Origin of the sequence: Vibrio sp. 10N.239.312.D08 (genome assembly GCF_041466145.1) — a bacterium.
In the GTDB taxonomy this organism is placed as follows: Bacteria; Pseudomonadota; Gammaproteobacteria; order Enterobacterales; family Vibrionaceae; genus Vibrio; species Vibrio crassostreae_C.
Window position 1 is genome coordinate 40,828 of the sequence record NZ_JBFSSD010000004.1, and the last position, 17,735, is coordinate 58,562.

9 protein-coding genes and 1 pseudogene are annotated in these 17,735 nt (G+C 46.5%); 6 read left to right on the forward strand and 4 right to left on the reverse strand.

Annotation, left to right across the window (positions count from 1 at the left end):
* Positions 1 to 6: 6 nt before the first annotated feature.
* From AB6D58_RS03500 to tldD, 3 genes and pseudogenes are all read left to right on the forward strand, one after another.
* Positions 7 to 3,882 carry a YhdP family protein gene (locus tag AB6D58_RS03500; RefSeq protein WP_372156506.1) on the forward strand — a complete coding sequence of 1,292 codons (3,876 nt, stop codon included), beginning with the start codon at positions 7 to 9 and terminating at the stop codon, positions 3,880 to 3,882.
* Positions 3,883 to 3,976: 94 nt separating this feature from the next.
* A pseudogene (locus tag AB6D58_RS03505) lies at positions 3,977 to 4,812 on the forward strand (carbon-nitrogen hydrolase family protein).
* Positions 4,809 to 6,254, forward strand: coding sequence for a metalloprotease TldD (gene tldD, locus AB6D58_RS03510; RefSeq protein WP_017061366.1), 1,446 nt, complete (start codon positions 4,809 to 4,811; stop codon positions 6,252 to 6,254). The pseudogene AB6D58_RS03505 and the gene tldD overlap by 4 nt, the downstream one beginning before the upstream one ends.
* A 108-nt stretch (positions 6,255 to 6,362) precedes the next feature.
* On the opposite strand, the gene AB6D58_RS03515 is transcribed toward tldD, so the two are convergent.
* Positions 6,363 to 7,742: a PhoH family protein gene (locus AB6D58_RS03515; protein ID WP_017062953.1), complete on the reverse strand. Its 1,380-nt coding sequence runs from the start codon at positions 7,740 to 7,742 to the stop codon at positions 6,363 to 6,365.
* Between the two features lie 466 nt (positions 7,743 to 8,208).
* On the opposite strand from AB6D58_RS03515, the gene rapA reads away from it, so the two are divergent.
* Positions 8,209 to 11,118 carry an RNA polymerase-associated protein RapA gene (rapA, locus tag AB6D58_RS03520; protein ID WP_372156507.1) on the forward strand — a complete coding sequence of 970 codons (2,910 nt, stop codon included), beginning with the start codon at positions 8,209 to 8,211 and terminating at the stop codon, positions 11,116 to 11,118.
* Between the two features lie 110 nt (positions 11,119 to 11,228).
* Here rapA and AB6D58_RS03525 read toward each other — a convergent pair whose 3' ends face one another.
* Positions 11,229 to 12,506, reverse strand: a complete 1,278-nt coding sequence (locus AB6D58_RS03525) for an NRAMP family divalent metal transporter (RefSeq protein WP_102530529.1) — start codon at positions 12,504 to 12,506, stop codon at positions 11,229 to 11,231.
* Positions 12,507 to 12,664: 158 nt separating this feature from the next.
* Here AB6D58_RS03525 and rluA point away from each other — a divergent pair, with 158 nt between their 5' ends.
* Both rluA and AB6D58_RS03535 read left to right on the forward strand, forming a co-directional pair.
* Complete coding sequence (rluA, locus tag AB6D58_RS03530) at positions 12,665 to 13,399, forward strand: bifunctional tRNA pseudouridine(32) synthase/23S rRNA pseudouridine(746) synthase RluA (protein ID WP_372156508.1); 735 nt, start codon at positions 12,665 to 12,667, stop codon at positions 13,397 to 13,399.
* 36 nt (positions 13,400 to 13,435) lie between these two features.
* Complete coding sequence (locus AB6D58_RS03535; protein WP_229647483.1) at positions 13,436 to 14,398, forward strand: D-2-hydroxyacid dehydrogenase; 963 nt, start codon at positions 13,436 to 13,438, stop codon at positions 14,396 to 14,398.
* Positions 14,399 to 14,483: 85 nt separating this feature from the next.
* Here the strand turns inward: AB6D58_RS03535 and AB6D58_RS03540 are convergent, their stop codons facing one another.
* Positions 14,484 to 14,921: a universal stress protein gene (locus tag AB6D58_RS03540; protein ID WP_048609641.1), complete on the reverse strand. Its 438-nt coding sequence runs from the start codon at positions 14,919 to 14,921 to the stop codon at positions 14,484 to 14,486.
* A gap of 104 nt (positions 14,922 to 15,025) precedes the next feature.
* On the reverse strand, positions 15,026 to 17,605 hold the full coding sequence (locus AB6D58_RS03545) for a TRAP transporter permease (protein WP_372156509.1): 2,580 nt from the start codon (positions 17,603 to 17,605) through the stop codon (positions 15,026 to 15,028).
* Positions 17,606 to 17,735: the final 130 nt, after the last annotated feature.

The window sequence follows — 17,735 nt, forward strand, 5'->3', positions numbered from 1 at the left end:
AATTTTGTGAGCTCAAGCGTTACTCTGATTCTACGTGCATGTTTATGGTTAGTGGTTACTCTCTTAGTAACGCTAGCCATTGCCGTTACTACACTGCGTGTAGCCTTGCCCAATTTAAACAAGTATCAATCTGAAATTGAGCTTTGGGTAAACCAACACTCCGGTTTTGATTTTTCGATTCAAGATGTGGGCGGTTTTTGGCGTAACACTCACCCCTCTATTGCTCTGCAAGGCGTTAAAGCCAGCCTTCCCAATGCGGAAGATGTGAGCTTTTCTGTCGAGCGTGTTGAAGTCGAGTTTGACTTGATTCAATCGGTCGTACAGATGCGCCCGGTTGTGGCCGAGTTGGTCATGAATCAAATGTATCTTGATATCCGCTCAATTGAGCTGTTTGCTGGGCAAAATGGCAAAGATGAGCCTAAAGATTCTGGCTCTTCCCAGCGAGCGATGCAAGAGCTCGATAATTTACTGCTAAAAACACTCGTCGATGTAACTGCAAAAGATTCTTCTATTCTTTATCACTCTGTTTCGGGTGAAGAACGTCAGCTCGATATAGAAACCTTAAAATGGCAAAACTCAGACAAACATCACCTTGCTGAAGGTGTGGTGAGTATCAAAGGTGCCAATCTAAACTCTCTGTCAGTGAGTGCTAACTTTATTGATGGTGGGTCACTGACTGATGTGACTGGTGAGTTTTATGTCAGTGCCGACAGCATTTCTGTTAAGCCATGGCTTACGCATTATATGCAGGCGGAATCCGGCATTGAAACGGGTACTGTGAGCTTGAATAGCTGGCTTACGCTGCGAAATAGCAAGCCAGTGAGCGCTTATGTTGAGGTTTTACCCTCAGAACTGGCGTGGAACGAAGATGGCGAGCATGACCTCATGCTTGAGTCCGGTGTCTTTAAGTTGTCGCCGACTGATGATGGTTGGCAAGTAAATGGTCACTCACTAAACCTTAGAACGGATGACACACCTTGGCCGGAACTCGACGTAGCGTTCAAGTGGAATCAAGGTCCATGGCAACTTAACATTTCTGAGCTGGATATTGCGACTATTACTCCGTTGATTAAGCTGCTGCCTGACTCTGAACAATCAACCAAAATGATTAACGTATTGGCGCCGGGCGGCTCTGTTTCTGATATTCGTGTTTCCATGGGTTCGGGAATTGACAGTTTACGTTATTCAGCCAGTTTTTCTGATCTTGCTATCGAGCAGTGGGAACTAGTCCCAGGCTTTAGCCAAGTGTCTGGTAGTGTGTTTGGTTCGGCCTCGGAAGCGAAAGCTAGCCTGCATGTTATTGACGATGTGTTCCCTTATGGTGACGTATTCCAAGCGCCTTTGAATATCAAACAAGGTCAGGTTGATATTGTTTGGCAGCAAGATGAAAACGGCTGGAAGCTGTGGTCAGACAAAATCACAGCTGCCACCCCCGATTTACAAGTACTAGGCGCATTCCGCTTAGACTTCCCAAAAGATGCGAGCCCGTTTTTATCCTTCTACGGCGAAGCGGACGCTTACAATGTCGGTGAAACATGGCGCTACTTACCTACACTGGCTCTTGGGCAAGATCTAACAGACTACCTTTCAACTGCGATTCAAGCCGGTAAAGCGGATACCGTAAAACTGTTGTGGCATGGTGATTTGTCTCAATACCCATACACTAACCACGATGGTATTTTCCAGGTTTGGGTTGGCTTAGAAGATGCGAAATTCAGCTTTGATACCGCGTGGCCACTGATTACTGATCTTCAGCTTGATCTGTTGTTTGAAAATGATGCGATGCATCTGGATTCTCGCTCAGCTCAACTGATGGATGTGACGGCAGATCGAATCACAGGACGCATTCCTTATTTAGGGGAAGGCGGCCATATTGAAATTGAAGCTAAAGCGACGGCGTCTGGCAACGCAGTACGCGATTACATGACGTCTTCGCCACTGGTGGGCTCGGTAGGCGCAGCCTTAACCGCACTTCAAGTGAGTGGTGATGTCTCTTCTGAGTTCCAGCTGAATATTCCGTTTGATTCTGAAAAAGAAGCAAGAGCATGGGGTTACGCCGACTTAAGTGGCAACCATGTTGAGATTGAAGCGCCGCCAATGGTGCTCGAGAACACCACGGGTCGAATTGAATTTGATAATGACGTAGTGACGGCAAATGGCCTCGCTGCGGATCTTCTTAACCAAGGTATCTCGCTTGATTTTAAGGGCCTTAATGATGGTCCTGGCTATGCAGTTGATATTGATGTGTTAGGTGATTGGGACGTCAAGCCTCTAGAACCTTACATCGGGGAGCAATGGTTAAGCCGCTTATCAGGTCATGCGCAATGGCAAAGCCAGATTGATATCCAGCTGAATGATATCGGCTTTACCTACCAACTAGACTTACAGTCAGACCTAAAATACTTGGCGAGTGATTACCCATATCCATTGGCGAAAAAATCACTAGAAAGTGGCTCTGCAAGGCTACAGGCATCGGGTAACCAAGAGACGATTACCGCGCGCCTGCAATTGCCAAACACCAAGTACCAAGCTGAGATTGATATCACAGGCGACGTGCCTGAGTTAACGGCGACCAACTTAGTGCTTGGTCGCGGTGGCTACAAAATTAGCCCGGTGGTGGGCCATCACGCCCTGATTCGTACAGACAAATTCAATGCCGATGATTGGTTATCGGTTGTAATGGAACCGGTAAAGCCTTCAACGGCTGTACTTAGTCAAATGAACACGCCAACCATACCTGCGCCAAGCCGTATTACCTTTGAGAGTAAAGAGCTGATCTTGGGTGGTATCTCTTGGAATGACGTCGATTTTAGTGCTAGTAAGAACAAACAGGCGTGGCAAATGGAAGTGTCTAGCCAAGAGCTAGAAGGGGATATTAACTACCTGCCTCCTTATGATTTGACAGTTTCACTGGATCGTCTGCATCTGTTTGTTCCTGAGTGGAGTGATAAGAACAACCAAGATCAGCAACTGCTGCAACGTAAAGAACAAGCTGCGCCATTGATATCCAAATTGGATAGAGAGATCCACGATGCGATGCCAAACCTGACCCTGACGCTGAACGACTTTTGGCTGCAAGGCTACAAGGTGGGTAAGGTCGATGTTGAAATGACGAGGAACGAAGATCGTATCGAGTGGAACAAAATCCAGGTGCGAAGCGGCGGTAACAAAGCGGATGTGAGTGGCTGGTGGGAACTGCAAGGTGACAAGAGTCATTCATCGTTAACCGTTGATGTTGAAGGTGAAAACAACAGCGAGCTCATGGAGCGCTTTGGTATTACTTCCGGGATTCAAAAAGCGCCATTCGCGTTGGAAGGTCAACTAAATTGGGATGGTTCGCCTTGGGGAATCAAAATGGATACCCTTGATGGCAACGTTAAAACCAAGTTTGGTAAAGGCATTATCTCGGATGTGAGCGGCGCAGCTCGATTACTTGGCCTGTTTAGCCTAGATTCGATCATCCGTAAGATGCAGCTCGATTTCTCAGATGTGTTTGATAAAGGTATGGCCTTCAACAGCATCACCGGAACGGGCGAGATTCAAAATGGTATCTTCCTGACCAATGATCTGAACATGGATGCGGTCGCAGGTGAGATGAAAATCAAAGGTATCGCTAACCTCAACACGCGTCAGGTTGATGCTGAGGTGAACTTTACCCCAGATATTACCTCGGGTATTCCCGTATTAACGGCCTTTGCGGTAACCCCTCAAACGGCGCTGTACGTATTGGCGGTGACCACGGTTATCTCGCCAGTTGTGGAAGTCTTTACCCAAGTAAATTATTCGGTGAAAGGACCATTGGATTCACCAACGGTGAGCGAACTTTCTCGTAGCTCTGGCGAGTTTCAGCTGCCAGAGAAGCTGAGAAAATTAGCCGAATAGGCCTTAAATTAGCCGAAAAGACCTTATGCCCGAGTCAGCGAATATACGGTGAAATGCTGATTTCTGAATCATAATGAATGGAGGAGCGATACACATGGATTGTGTTGGGTTGATTCAAATGACATCTGGCCCCAGCCCTGAATTGAACTTTGAGTACCTTGCTCAAGAAGTTGCAAAGTGCAAAGAGTTGGGGGCTAAGTGGGTTGTTTGCCCTGAAAACGCGTTAGTTTTTGGCAGTCAAGCCGACTATCACCAGTGTGCTGAGCCTTTTAATGATGGCCCACTGCAAAAGAAAATCTCTGAGCTAGCAAAGCTTCACAGAATTTGGATCGTCATTGGCAGTATGCCGATAAGCACAACTAACGGAGTGACGACCACCACCTTGGTGATTGATGATTTTGGTTGCCTCGTTGCTCATTACGACAAGCTACACATGTTTGATGTGGATGTCGCTGACGCCCATAAGTGCTATCGAGAGTCGGATATTTTCACTCCGGGCAACTAAGTTGTGACAGCGGAAACGCCTTTTGGTCGCTTAGGTTTGAGTATTTGTTATGATGTGCGCTTTCCACACTTGTATTCAGAGTTACGTAAGCAAGGGGCACAAATCATTGTGGTGCCTGCGGCTTTTACAGCGGTAACGGGTCAAGCGCACTGGGAAGTACTATTAAGATGCCGCGCGGTTGAAACACAGTCGTGGATTGTCGCGGTAGGTCAAGGCGGAAAACACCCTTGCCAAAGAGAAACATGGGGACACTCAATGGTGGTTGATCCATGGGGACGAGTGGTCGCACAGTTAGACCAAGATCCTAAAAGTATGGTGGTTGAGATAGACACATCCAGTTGCGAGTCCATTAGGCAAAATATGCCCATCGCGCAACACTCTCGATTTACCAATCAATTTTAATTACAAACAAGAGCCATCTATGAGCATTAATCAAATTGAAGAAGCGCTACTGAACCCGACAGGGCTTACGGAGCAAAATATCGCAGATACATTGGCGAGTATTGCTACCCGCCAAATTGATTATGCTGATATCTACTTTCAGTCAAGCTGGCACGAATCTTTAGTGCTAGAAGACAGCATTATTAAAGACGGCTCTTTCAATATCGATTGCGGTGTTGGCGTTCGTGCAGTATCTGGTGAAAAGACTGGTTTTGCTTACTCTGACCAAATCCAATTGGATGGTCTTAAGCAGAGCGCAATTGCGGCTCGTGGTATTGCTAAACAAGGTCAAAACGGCAAGGTTCAAGCGTTCAAACGCAACTCTAATCAAGCTTACTATGATGCAGTTAACCCGCTTGCGAGTTGGGAAAAACAGCAGAAAACAGAATTACTAAAATCATTAGATGCTTACATTCGCACTAAAGAGCCGATGGTGACTGAAGTATCGGTGAGTTTAAGTGGTGTGCATGAGCAGATGCTGGTTGCTGCGACTGATGGCACTTACGCTGGTGATATTCGTCCGCTGGTTCGCTTGTCTATTAGCGTACTTGCACAGAAGGGTGATCGTCGTGAGCGTGGTAGCGCTGGTGGTGGTGGCCGTTTTGGTTACGACTTCTTCTTAAGTGATGACAAAGGCACTCAAGTTGCTTACCAATTTGCGGATGAAGCGATTCGCCAAGCATTAGTTAACCTTGAAGCGGTTGCAGCGCCTGCTGGTGCCATGCCTGTGGTTCTTGGTTCTGGTTGGCCGGGCGTTCTGCTGCATGAAGCGGTAGGCCACGGTTTAGAAGGCGACTTCAACCGTAAAGAGTCGTCAGTATTCTCTGGCAAAGTTGGTGAGCAAGTAACTTCAAGCCTATGTACGATTGTCGATGACGGTACATTAACGGATCTACGCGGTTCATTGAACGTCGATGATGAAGGTGTTAACGGTCAGTACAATACGTTAATCGAAAACGGCATCCTAAAAGGTTACATGCAAGATAAGCTGAACGCTCGTCTAATGGGTGTAGCACCGACAGGTAATGGTCGTCGTGAGTCATACGCGCATCTTCCAATGCCACGTATGACGAATACATACATGCTACCGGGCGAACACACACCGGAAGAGATCATCGCGACGGTTGAGAAAGGTATCTACGCACCGAACTTCGGTGGCGGTCAGGTCGATATCACATCAGGTAAGTTCGTATTCTCAGCGTCTGAAGCGTACATGATTGAAAACGGTAAGATCACTCACCCAGTGAAAGGCGCGACGCTAATCGGTTCTGGTATCGAAGCGATGCAGCAGGTGTCTATGGTGGGTAACGACCTAAGCATCGACCGTGGTGTGGGTGTGTGTGGTAAGGCTGGTCAAAGTGTGCCAGTGGGTGTTGGTCAACCAACATTGAAACTAGACTCGCTAACCGTTGGTGGTACTGAGTAATTCAGACTAACCTCTGCCGACTTACTTCAAAATATTAAATTGAAAAGCGCCTCCAATGTGAGGCGCTTTTTGTTTTTAGATTACTGATTCAGTGAGCGTATAGAGTCACTACATGTTCTCTTCCGCAAACTCAGCTAGTCGGCTACGCACCACACCATTGAGGTGGATGTTGGCACTGCCTTCGAAGTTTTTAAAACGCTCAACCATGTAGGTTAAGCCTGAAGTCACAGGGGTTAGGTAAGAAGAATCTATCTGCGCTAAGTTACCTGAGCAGACGATCTTAGTACCTTCACCACAACGGGTGATGATGGTTTTTATCTGTGAAGCGGTGAGGTTCTGACACTCATCCAAAAGCACAAAGGCATTTTGAATCGAGCGGCCACGCATGAAGTTGATTGATTTGAACTGGATATTGGCTTTGTCACAGATGTACTTCATCGAGCCTTCTGTACAGTGGTCGTTCTTGTGCAGCGCTTCCAGTGTATCGGTCACTGCGGCTAACCAAGGCAACATTTTCTCTTCCTCTGTACCCGGAAGGAAACCTATCGATTCACCAATATCAGGGGTGTTGCGGGTTACGATGATCTTATCGAATTGCTTACGTTCAATGGTTTGTTCAAGTGCAGCAGCCATAGCAAGCAGTGTCTTACCACTACCTGCGGCGCCAGTGAGAATCACAAGATCAATATCAGGGTCGAGCAGCGCATCAATCGCCATGCCTTGATAGACGTTCTTTGGTGTGATGTCCCATGCTCTGCGATTCATCAATCTTTCGCGGCTGAGGTCTCTCAGGGTAATGCTTTCCGGCTCAATCTCCTCGACTCGAGCGGCAAAGTCACTTTCTTCGTCAATCACATATTGGTTGAGGAAGGTTGGCTCGAACGGCGCTCTTGCTAAGGTGTGCAGCGTCTTGCCGCCTAAACTTCTGCTCTCGACATTATCGATACCATCCCAAAATGAGCCTTCCAGTTGTTGGAAGCCTTTGGTGAGGTATTGGATATCATCAATCAGTTGGTCAGTTTGATAGTCTTCAACAAAACGTACACCGGCGCCTTTTGCTCGTAAACGCATATTGATGTCTTTGGTGATGAGAACCACTTCGCGTGGTGCGCGTTTATTTTGAAGATAGAGGACAGCGTTGAGGATTCGGTTATCGCCCGCCTTGTCATCGGCAAAGGCTTTGATGCTTTCTTGAAGTTCGTAGTCAGCGAGTATTGAAATACTGCCAGATGCATTTATGTCTTTAGAAAAAGGGATGCCTTCCGATATTTGGTCTGGTGTGGCTTCCCTGAACAGGTCTTCGAGCGTTCGAATCGCAATTCTCGCATCTCGAGCAACGTCTCTTTTACTGTCTTTGATTCTGTCGAGTTCTTCTAGCACTGTCATGGGGATAACGACATCGTGCTCTTGGAAAGAAAATATAGCGAAGGGTTCGTGAAGTAGGATATTGGTGTCTAAAACAAATAGCTTCCGGTTGGTCTCGCCCATAGCATCTCCTTGCCGACGTGCGGCTTGCCTTGCATTCATTGAACGTAGATAAAGCTCATATAAAGATTAGTATCTGATTCTGGTGATAGTCAACTACTCACCTAAACTTCATCTAGAGGAACAGCACCATATCGTTACGAGTGAATATGGTGTATTCGTTTGAGAGCAGCAATCTGCTACCTATAGATTAACCATGAATTTTTGACAGTTTGATTGCACTGGCGAAAACAGAAAAAAAGCATGAAATCATCTCCTTTAGGCGTGACCTAAATCACAGCATCGAGTAAGATTAGCGACCTTTTTCTGCACCATTTTCTCGAGATATTTATTATTGAGAGCGCACTTAAAAAGTGGCTGCAAACTAGACATTTTTGGCTATATTTTTAGTTCAGGAGCGATAATGTTCTTGTTTAAAACTGCAGTTAAGAAGACCAAATTCCAACTATAAGATTGAGGTAGTCGATTCATGACATTTGCTTTGGGGCAACGCTGGATAAGCGATACGGAGAGCGATTTAGGTTTAGGTACCGTTGTAGCAATGGATGCTCGCACAGTGACACTAATGTTTGCAGCGTCAGAAGAAAACCGTGTTTATGCACGTACTGATGCTCCCGTAACCCGAGTAACGTTTAATGTAGGCGATGTCATCGAATGCCAAGAAGGTTGGTCTCTGTCTGTCGAAGAAGTTATCGAAGACAAAGGGCTGCTAACCTACTTAGGTACTCGCGAAGATACCCAAGAAACAGAAGTCACTCTGCGTGAAATCTTCTTAAGCAACCAGATCCGCTTTAACAAGCCACAAGATAAGCTATACGCAGGTCAAATCGACCGTATGGATAACTTTGTGTTGCGTTACCGTGCGCTAAGCAACCAGTACCAACAACACAAGAGCCCGATGCGTGGCTTGTGTGGTATGCGTGCTGGCTTGATCCCTCATCAGCTATACATCGCTCATGAAGTGGGTCGTCGTCACGCTCCGCGCGTTTTACTGGCTGATGAAGTGGGCCTAGGTAAAACCATCGAAGCGGGCATGATCATCCACCAACAGGTGCTGTCTGGCCGTGCTGAACGCATTCTGATTGTGGTTCCTGAAACTCTACAACACCAATGGTTAGTAGAGATGATGCGCCGTTTCAACCTGCATTTTTCTATCTTCGATGAAGAGCGTTGTATTGAAGCGTTTGCTGAATCAGACAACCCGTTTGATACCCAGCAGTACGTTCTGTGTTCTTTGGACTTCCTACGTAAGAGCCGTAAGCGCTACGAGCAAGCACTTGAAGGCGAGTGGGACTTGTTGGTTGTCGATGAAGCGCACCACCTTGAGTGGAGCCAAGACAAACCAAGCCGTGAATACCAAGTGGTTGAAGGCTTAGCGGAAAATACGTCTGGTGTGCTACTACTAACAGCAACGCCTGAACAGCTTGGTCGTGAGAGCCACTTTGCACGTCTGCGTCTGCTTGATCCTGATCGCTTCTACGATTACGAAGCATTCGTTGAAGAAGAAGACCAATACGCACCGGTTGCTGATGCAGTAACGGCTCTGTTCTCTGGAGTGAAGCTTGAAAACAGCGCGAAGAACCAGATTACGGAACTGCTTTCTGAGCAAGATGTTGAGCCTCTATTCCGCGTTATCGAAGGTGATAGCAGCGAAGAAGAGCAAGCGTTAGCTCGCCAAGAATTGATTGATAACCTTATGGATCGCCATGGTACTGGCCGTGTTCTTTTCAGAAACACACGTGCTGCAATCAAAGGCTTCCCTAAGCGTAATGTAAACCTACTGCCGATGGAGATTCCAACGCAGTACACAACCTCAATGCGTGTATCTGGCATGATCGGTGGCAAAATGGCTCCCGAAGCTCGTGCAATGAAGATGCTGTATCCAGAAGAGATCTTCCAAGAGTTTGAAGGTGAAGATTCAAGCTGGTGGCAGTTCGACTCACGCGTTAACTGGTTGATTGAAAAGATCCAAGACAAGCGCAGCGAGAAAATCCTAGTGATCGCATCACGTGCAAGTACGGCGCTTCAATTAGAGCAAGCACTGCGTGAGCGTGAAGGTGTGCGTGCAACCGTATTCCACGAAGGCATGTCGATCCTTGAACGTGATAAAGCTGCGGCTTACTTTGCTCAAGAAGAGGGCGGCGCTCAGGTTCTTATCTGTAGTGAAATCGGCTCTGAAGGTCGTAACTTCCAGTTCGCTAACCAACTTGTGATGTTCGATCTTCCATTCAACCCAGACTTGCTTGAGCAACGTATTGGCCGTTTGGACCGTATCGGTCAGCTGCGTGATATCGACATTCATGTTCCTTACCTAAAAGGCACATCACAGGCGATCCTTGCGCGTTGGTTCGATGAAGGTCTGAATGCATTTGCGGAAACTTGTCCAACGGGTCGCACGGTTTACGATAAGTACTCAGATGTTCTTATCGAGATGCTGGCTTCTGGTAACACTGAGCAACTTGATGAAGTGATTGAAGAGTCTGCCAAGCTAAATCAAAGCCTGAAATCAGATCTAGAAAAAGGCCGTGATCGCCTATTAGAAATGCACTCAAACGGCGGCGACAAAGCGCATGAAATTGCAGAGAAGATTGCCTCGACTGACGGCGACACTAACCTAGTAACGTTTGCACTAAGCCTGTTCGATACGATTGGCTTGAACCAAGACGACAAGGGTGAGAATGCTCTGGTTGTAACGCCGTCTGAGCACATGATGGTGCCAAGCTACCCAGGCTTACCATACGAAGGCGCAACCATCACGTTTGATCGTGATACAGCCCTTTCTCGTGAAGACATGAACTTCATCAGCTGGGAGCACCCAATGATTCAAGGCGGTATTGATCTGCTACTGAGTGAAGATGTGGGTGCATCAGCGGTATCACTACTGAAAAACAAAGCGCTGCCAGTGGGTACTATCCTGCTTGAGCTGGTTTACCTTGTGGATGCGCAAGCGCCGAAACGCAGCGGTATCAGCCAGTTCTTGCCTAAGACGCCAATTCGTTTGATGATGGATGGCCGTGGTAATGACTTATCAGCTCAGGTTGAGTTCGACAGCTTTAACCGTCAATTAAGCCCTGTAAACCGTCACCTAGCGAGCAAGCTAGTTAACTCGGTACAAGGTGAAATTCACAAGCTAATCGAAGCGGGTGAGACGCACGTACTTCCTAAAGTGGAAGAAGTGCGTGAACAAGCTCAACGAGATATGCAGACTAACCTGAACGGTGAATTAGAGCGTCTACAAGCGCTTAAAGCGGTGAACCCGAATATTCGTGATGAAGAGCTTGAGGTTATCGAAGCTCAAATCAATGAACTGACAGGTTACATCAGCAAAGCTCAGGTTCAGCTAGATTCATTACGCTTGATTGTGGTTTCTCACAACTAGTTTGAAGTAGCGAAATGCTTCAACGAAATAAGGCCTTCATTACGAAGGCCTTATTGTTATCTAGCGTTTGAAAGATGTATTGGTTGTTGAAAGGTGTATTGACTGAGGAATTACATCAACCACTTCCACCAAACAAATACCGCTAGGAAACCAAATAGGTAAACCAGACCCGCTACAGACAACCATTTTAGTTTGGTGCCAATCGCTAGAGCTTCAGGAAGCTTGGCTTTGTTTACCAAAATGAAGTTAAGCAGAGCGAAGAACGGTGTCGTTGCAAACGCAAGTACCATCGCAAAATCCAACATTGGCATCAGCGCAGCACTAAAGAACATCACAATCGCCAAGGCCGCGATAGAGACAATGATGATCCAGCCTTGCAGCATGCGTGGGCTCGACTCTTTTTTAAATAATAGTCGCTGTGATTCAGCAAGTACGCGTGAGTAGCCATCGATAACGGTAATGGTGCTGCCAAAGATACAGAAGAAAGCGACGATGGCGATCAGTGGACGAGACCATTCACCAATCGTAGAAGCATAAATACCGACTAACTGGTGAGTAAAGCCAACACCAGAGCGAGACAGTTCAACCCCCGAGCCGTGAAGTACCAGAGCGCCTAACGCAACGAACACTAGTGCAAGTAGTGCAGTACCAATGTAGCCAACATTGAAATCGAATAGCGCTGATTGAGCCGTGACTTCTTGTTTCTCTTTTTGGCTCTTTAGCCACATAGAGGTGATGCTGGATATCTCGATAGGCGCAGGCATCCAACCCATAGTCACCACGATAAAGCCAATAGCAGCCAATGACCAAGGCGACGGTGGAACAAAAGCAGCATCCGGTTCAACTGGAGAGCCGATAGCAATGGCGACTGCAGCTAAGGTTGTGATGGTCAGGATCGCCATGATCGCTTTGGACAGCGTATCAAGCGCGCGATAATGGCCAGCAAACAGAATGATCAAGCAGGTCGCTAAAACGATCATGCACAATGTGCTGGTGGCCAATTCGAAAGGAATAAAGTAACTGAGTAGGCTTGCACTAAATAACAGTAGTGCTGCAGTATTTACCACGGCGGAAATTGCGCTCAATATCGAAAAGATTACAAGGTAAGGTCTGCCAAGGTTAGAGTAACCTTCAACCAAGCTTTGTCCTGTGCCAAGAGTATATTGGATACCGGCTCTAAAGAATGGGTATTTAAATATGTTTACCAGGATAATAAGTGCGGCGAGCTGCCAGCCATAAATCGCACCAGCTTTGGTCGAGGCAACTAAATGTGAGCCACCTACAGCTGCTGCGGCCATCATAATGCCTGGGCCAAGAGACTTGATTAAACTTGATAGGGGAGCAGAGGTTTGTGTTTTTTCGGTGGTTGTTTTAACCGTACTTTCCATCATTTTTCCTTTGATGCTGACTTCTTATTTTCCGTTACCCTATCAATACCATGTTTTGTAAAGCCGTCAACTTTTATGTACGAAAATATTGAAAATTGTATTTATTTATAAACGAATCAACCGTGAATTATTTTTTCACTAGCAATTAAGAGGCTTCAATGGCGTTAGAACAGTACACACCACCACGTGAACCGTGGATTGATATTGTTTATCAAGATGACGATATTCTTGTGGTGAACAAGCCTGCAGGCCTGCTTTCTGTTCCGGGTAGGTTACCTGAGCATTACGACAGTATGTGGAGTCGCTTGGTTGTCGAATTTCCAGAGATTCAAGTCGTGCATCGATTAGACATGTCGACATCGGGCTTGATGCTGCTCGCTAAACACAAACAAGCTGAGCGTCATTTGAAGAAGCAATTTCAATATCGACTGACACACAAACTCTATTACGCCCGAGTATGGGGTTCAGTAGAAGAAGCTGAAGGTTTGATTGACCTCCCTCTTATTTGCGATTGGCCAAACCGGCCGAAGCAGAAAGTGTGTTTCGAGGATGGAAAACCCTCTCAGACTCGTTATATCGTCGAACAACAAGAGCCTCAAACCACACTGTTGAAGTTACTTCCTATTACGGGTCGTTCCCATCAGTTACGCGTGCACTGCATGGCGCTAGGGAATCCAATTGTAGGCGACGAGTTTTACGCAACATCAGAAGCATTTGAATACAGTGATAGGTTGGCTTTGCATGCGTGTGAGCTGAGCTTTTATCATCCAGCGAATAATCAATTGTTTAAAGCCTTTGTTCCCTGTGACTTTTATCCTCAAGCATCCCCACAAATCGAACAGCACTTTGAAATTGCGCTTGAGCTTCCAGACTACAGTAAGCTAAAAGCTTAGAATGGACTGATTCATAGATCTAACCAAGGAAGAAGAATGCCAACGCTGAATGTTGTGTTTCTCGATAGAGCGACTATCCCATCTCAAATTCATTTAAAGCCTCTGAGCTTTGAGCATGAATGGGTAGAGTATGATTTCACAGCTCCTGAGCAAGTATCAGAGCGAGTTGAAGAAGCTGATGTGGTGATCACTAACAAGGTAGTGCTCAATGAGTCGAATCTCGCTGGTGCGAAAAAACTCAAGTTGATCGCGGTTTCAGCGACCGGTGTCAATAATGTCGATGTGGAATACTGCAAATCTAAAAACATTGCAGTGACAAACGTGCAAGGCTATGCGATTCAATCGGTTCCTGAACATGTCATCGCAATGCTGTTTGCACTTAAACGAAACCTTGTTGGTTATCATAAAGACATTGAGGCGGGCGAGTGGCAAAAGGACAAGCAGTTCTGCTTCTTTACTCATCCGATTCAAGATGTGGCTGGCAGCACACTGGGGTTGATGGGGAGTGGCAGCTTAGGTCAAGCCACCGCAATGTTAGCCAAAGCGATTGGTATGAAGGTGATGTTTGCCGAGCGAAAAGGAGCAGAGTCTTGTCGAGAAGGGTATCTACCTTTTGATACGGTATTGAAGCAAGCGGATGCGATCAGTCTACATTGCCCATTGACTGATGCGACCCAAAATCTGATTTCAGAGCGAGAGCTCACAATGATGAAATCGAGCGCGGTATTAATTAATGCCGGGCGCGGAGGTCTAGTAGATGAACAAGCCCTAGTTGAGGCTTTGAAAAAACATGAGATTGCAGGCGCAGGTATGGATGTGTTTACACAAGAGCCAGCCGACAACTCAAATCCACTATTGGCTAATAGCCACTTACCGAACTTATTACTCACTCCACATGTGGCGTGGGGCAGCGACAGCTCGATTCAAAAACTGTCTGATATCTTAATCGATAATATTGATGGGTTTGTTGAGGGTAATCCGCAGAACTTAGTGAGTTGATTAAAGAATTAAATGGTGCGAACGCAAAACAAAAAAGGTTGGCTTTTAGGCCAACCTTTTTAGATCGTTGTGTCGATTAAGTGATTTAGCCTTGCGGCTTAACTACCAATACATTGATTGGTGAGTTCTGTACCACTTTGCTTGCAACAGAACCAAGCACAACTTTGTCGATTTTCGAACGCTTATGGCTAGGCATCACGATAAGGTCAGCGCCCAGTTTTTCTGCGTAATCTAGAATCGTTGTGTAAGTCTTGCCTTCGGCAACGTGAACTTTATACACCACTTCATCGTCAATGTGCTTGTCAGCAAACTCTTTGAGCTGATTTTTCACATCAAGCTTCATTTGGTTCGCTGCATCTTTCGGGAAGTAAGACGCAACCATCGACATGTGAATGCCTGGTAGGACGTTCAGAATGTGGACTTCAGCATTGCTGTGTTTCGCGTGCCATACCGCTAGCTCGACTGCTTTATCAGAAAAGCCTTTGTCGTTAAGATCAACGGGAACAAGGATTTGTCTATACATGTATTCGTCTCTTTTTAATCAGCGCTAAGCTTTCACTTAGCACTGTAATTATCCTTTCCATGTAATAAAGCCAAATAGCGCTAAGCACTACTCAGCCTTATCCATTACGCGCTAATCTCATCCTTACGAGCACGTCTTCTTTGGTTCATCGCTAAACCAATCAAAATGATCAGAGCTGGTAAGAATACCCACTCTTTCATTGGTCGATCTGCATCTTGGATAACGGATTTGATTTCCCAATCGAAATCAATACCAGCCGCTTCTGCTGGGCTACCGAACTCAACCATATCAACAATCATCTTGCCTTCTGATTCAGTCAGCATTAGACCCATAGAGGCAATACGATCTTCACTTGAGGTCGCAGAATCTTCAAACGGCAGGCGAACTGTCTGTTCAGAATAGTCACCTTCTAAGTTTTCGCCACCCACTCTAAGTTCAAGTGATTGTCCCACATCCAGCTTTTCCGTGATTTGAGCAATCTCAACTCCAGGTGAAAGAACTTTCTCTGGGTAAATCATGTCCCACCAGAAGCCAGGGCGGAAGAAAGTGAAGGTTAATGCAATAAGCAGCACCGTTTCCCACCACTTGTTCTTGGTGAACCACCAACCTTGTGTTGCAGCTGCGAAGATAAGTACCGCAGTCACAGATGAGAAAATCGTTAGTGCTAAGTGCCACCAAGAATCAATGCCCATCAGTAGTAGTTGAGTATTGAAGATGAACATGAAAGGTAGAATTGCGGTACGGATATCATAGGTAAAACCTTGAATACCTGTACGAATTGGGTCGGATTTCGCAATCGCGGCGGCCGCAAAGGCTGCCAGACCTACCGGAGGTGTGTCATCTGCAAGAATACCGAAGTAGAACACGAATAAGTGAACCGCAATCAATGGAATGATCAAGCCGTGCGCAGCGCCTAGGGTCACGATTACCGGAGCCATCAGCGTTGATACAACGATGTAGTTCGCCGTTGTTGGCAAGCCCATACCTAAGATCAAGCTGATTACTGCAGTGAATAGCAACATAAGAATGATGCTACCGCCTGAGATAAACTCAACGAAGTCCGTCATTACTAGACCGATACCCGTTAGAGTCACCACGCCTACAACCGTACCTGCAGCCGCTGTCGCCACACCGATACCGATCATGTTACGCGCGCCTGAAACCAAGCTCTCTGCGAGATCAACGAAGCCAGCTTTAGTTTGCTCTGCAAGATCGTCTGATTTGTTCATCAGAGTCATTAACGGACGCTGAGTGATCAGAATGAAGATCATGAACACGGTCGCCCAGAATGCCGACAGACCTGGAGAGAAACGTTCAACTGTTAAACACCAAACAAGCACCACGATAGGCAATAGGAAGTGCAGGCCAGACTTAATTGTTGGACCTGGATCCGGAACTTCTTTGAGATCCGCATCGATTTCCATGCCGCCTTCAGATGCGTATTTTGCTGATACACGAACCAGAGCGACATAAGCGACTAATAGAGCCACCGTTACGATTGGTGTTGCAGCATCGCCAAAGACATTTTTCGTCCAACCCACACCGTAGTAAACTGCGGCACTGATAACACACAGACCTAAAATGGTACCCGTGAAAGACAGTAAGCTTTGTACGATAGTTGGTGTGTGGCGACGAGGTAGGCCAGTCATACCTGCTTTACATGCTTCTAGATGAACAATGTAAATCAGAGCGATGTAAGAGATCAGAGCGGGCAGTAGCGCGGCTTTGATTACTTCTACATACGAAATGCCCACATACTCAACCATCAAGAAGGCTGCTGCACCCATGATAGGTGGTGTTAATTGACCATTGGTTGAAGCCGCGACTTCTACCGCACCGGCTTTTGTGCCCGGGAAACCAACACGCTTCATTAGCGGGATAGTAAAGGTACCCGTGGTTACCACGTTCGCGATAGATGAACCTGATACCAAACCAGACAGACCTGATGCGACAACGGCTGCTTTCGCTGGGCCGCCTTTCATGTGACCAAGCAGTGAGAATGCAACTTTAATAAAGTAAGCACCGGCGCCAGCACGTTCTAGCATTGCACCAAACAGTACAAACAAGAATACGAATGACGTTGATACGCCAAGTGCCACACCGAATACACCTTCAGTTGTTAGCCACAGATGCGACATTGCCTTGTTCAGGCTCGCACCTTTGTGGGCAATAACGTCTGGCATGTGAGGGCCACCAAAGGTGTAAAGTAGGAATACTGCCGCCACAACCATAAGAGGTGGACCTAAAGCGCGTCGTGTTGCTTCAAGCAGTAGAACCATACCGAACACCGCTGCAACAATATCAAATGTTGTGGGAGCACCAGAACGACCGGCAAGTTCAGTGTAGAAAATATAGATATAAGAAGCTGAAAAACTACCTACAAGCGCTAATACCCAGTCGACTGCCGGGATATGGTCCCGCGGCGAGTTCTTCATAGCTGGGTAAGCAGTAAAGGCTAGGAAAATAGCAAAGGTAAGGTGAATTGCTCGAGCTTCGGTATCGTTTAAAATTCCGAAGTTAAAAATGAACGGCAGCGGAGATGCATACCAAAGTTGGAACAGTGACCAACATAGAGGCACAAACCATAAAATACGGCCTTGGATACCGCGAGGGCTACGCGCACCAGTATCTGATTGTGCCACCATTTCTTGCACATCTGGAGACGGTGATGTTGTCTGCGTCATGTACTTTATCCTTATTATTGATGGTCTGCCTTTTCTTACGAACAACCAAACGTTATTTATTTCCTATCTAGTGTAGTGAATGGATAGGGAAATGCGTTTTTTGTTCGTCTTTGTCTTAGGCTTGATACGA

Excerpts from the sequence above, each read along its gene's own strand:
- AB6D58_RS03540 (WP_048609641.1), bottom strand. The coding sequence starts at position 14,921 with ATGTATAGACAAATCCTTGTTCCCGTTGATCTTAACGACAAAGGCTTT.
- rapA (WP_372156507.1), top strand. The coding sequence starts at position 8,209 with ATGACATTTGCTTTGGGGCAACGCTGGATAAGCGATACGGAGAGCGAT.
- AB6D58_RS03545 (WP_372156509.1), bottom strand. The coding sequence starts at position 17,605 with ATGACGCAGACAACATCACCGTCTCCAGATGTGCAAGAAATGGTGGCA.
- AB6D58_RS03515 (WP_017062953.1), bottom strand. The coding sequence starts at position 7,742 with ATGGGCGAGACCAACCGGAAGCTATTTGTTTTAGACACCAATATCCTA.
- rluA (WP_372156508.1), top strand. The coding sequence starts at position 12,665 with ATGGCGTTAGAACAGTACACACCACCACGTGAACCGTGGATTGATATT.
- tldD (WP_017061366.1), top strand. The coding sequence starts at position 4,809 with ATGAGCATTAATCAAATTGAAGAAGCGCTACTGAACCCGACAGGGCTT.
- AB6D58_RS03535 (WP_229647483.1), top strand. The coding sequence starts at position 13,436 with ATGCCAACGCTGAATGTTGTGTTTCTCGATAGAGCGACTATCCCATCT.
- AB6D58_RS03525 (WP_102530529.1), bottom strand. The coding sequence starts at position 12,506 with ATGGAAAGTACGGTTAAAACAACCACCGAAAAAACACAAACCTCTGCT.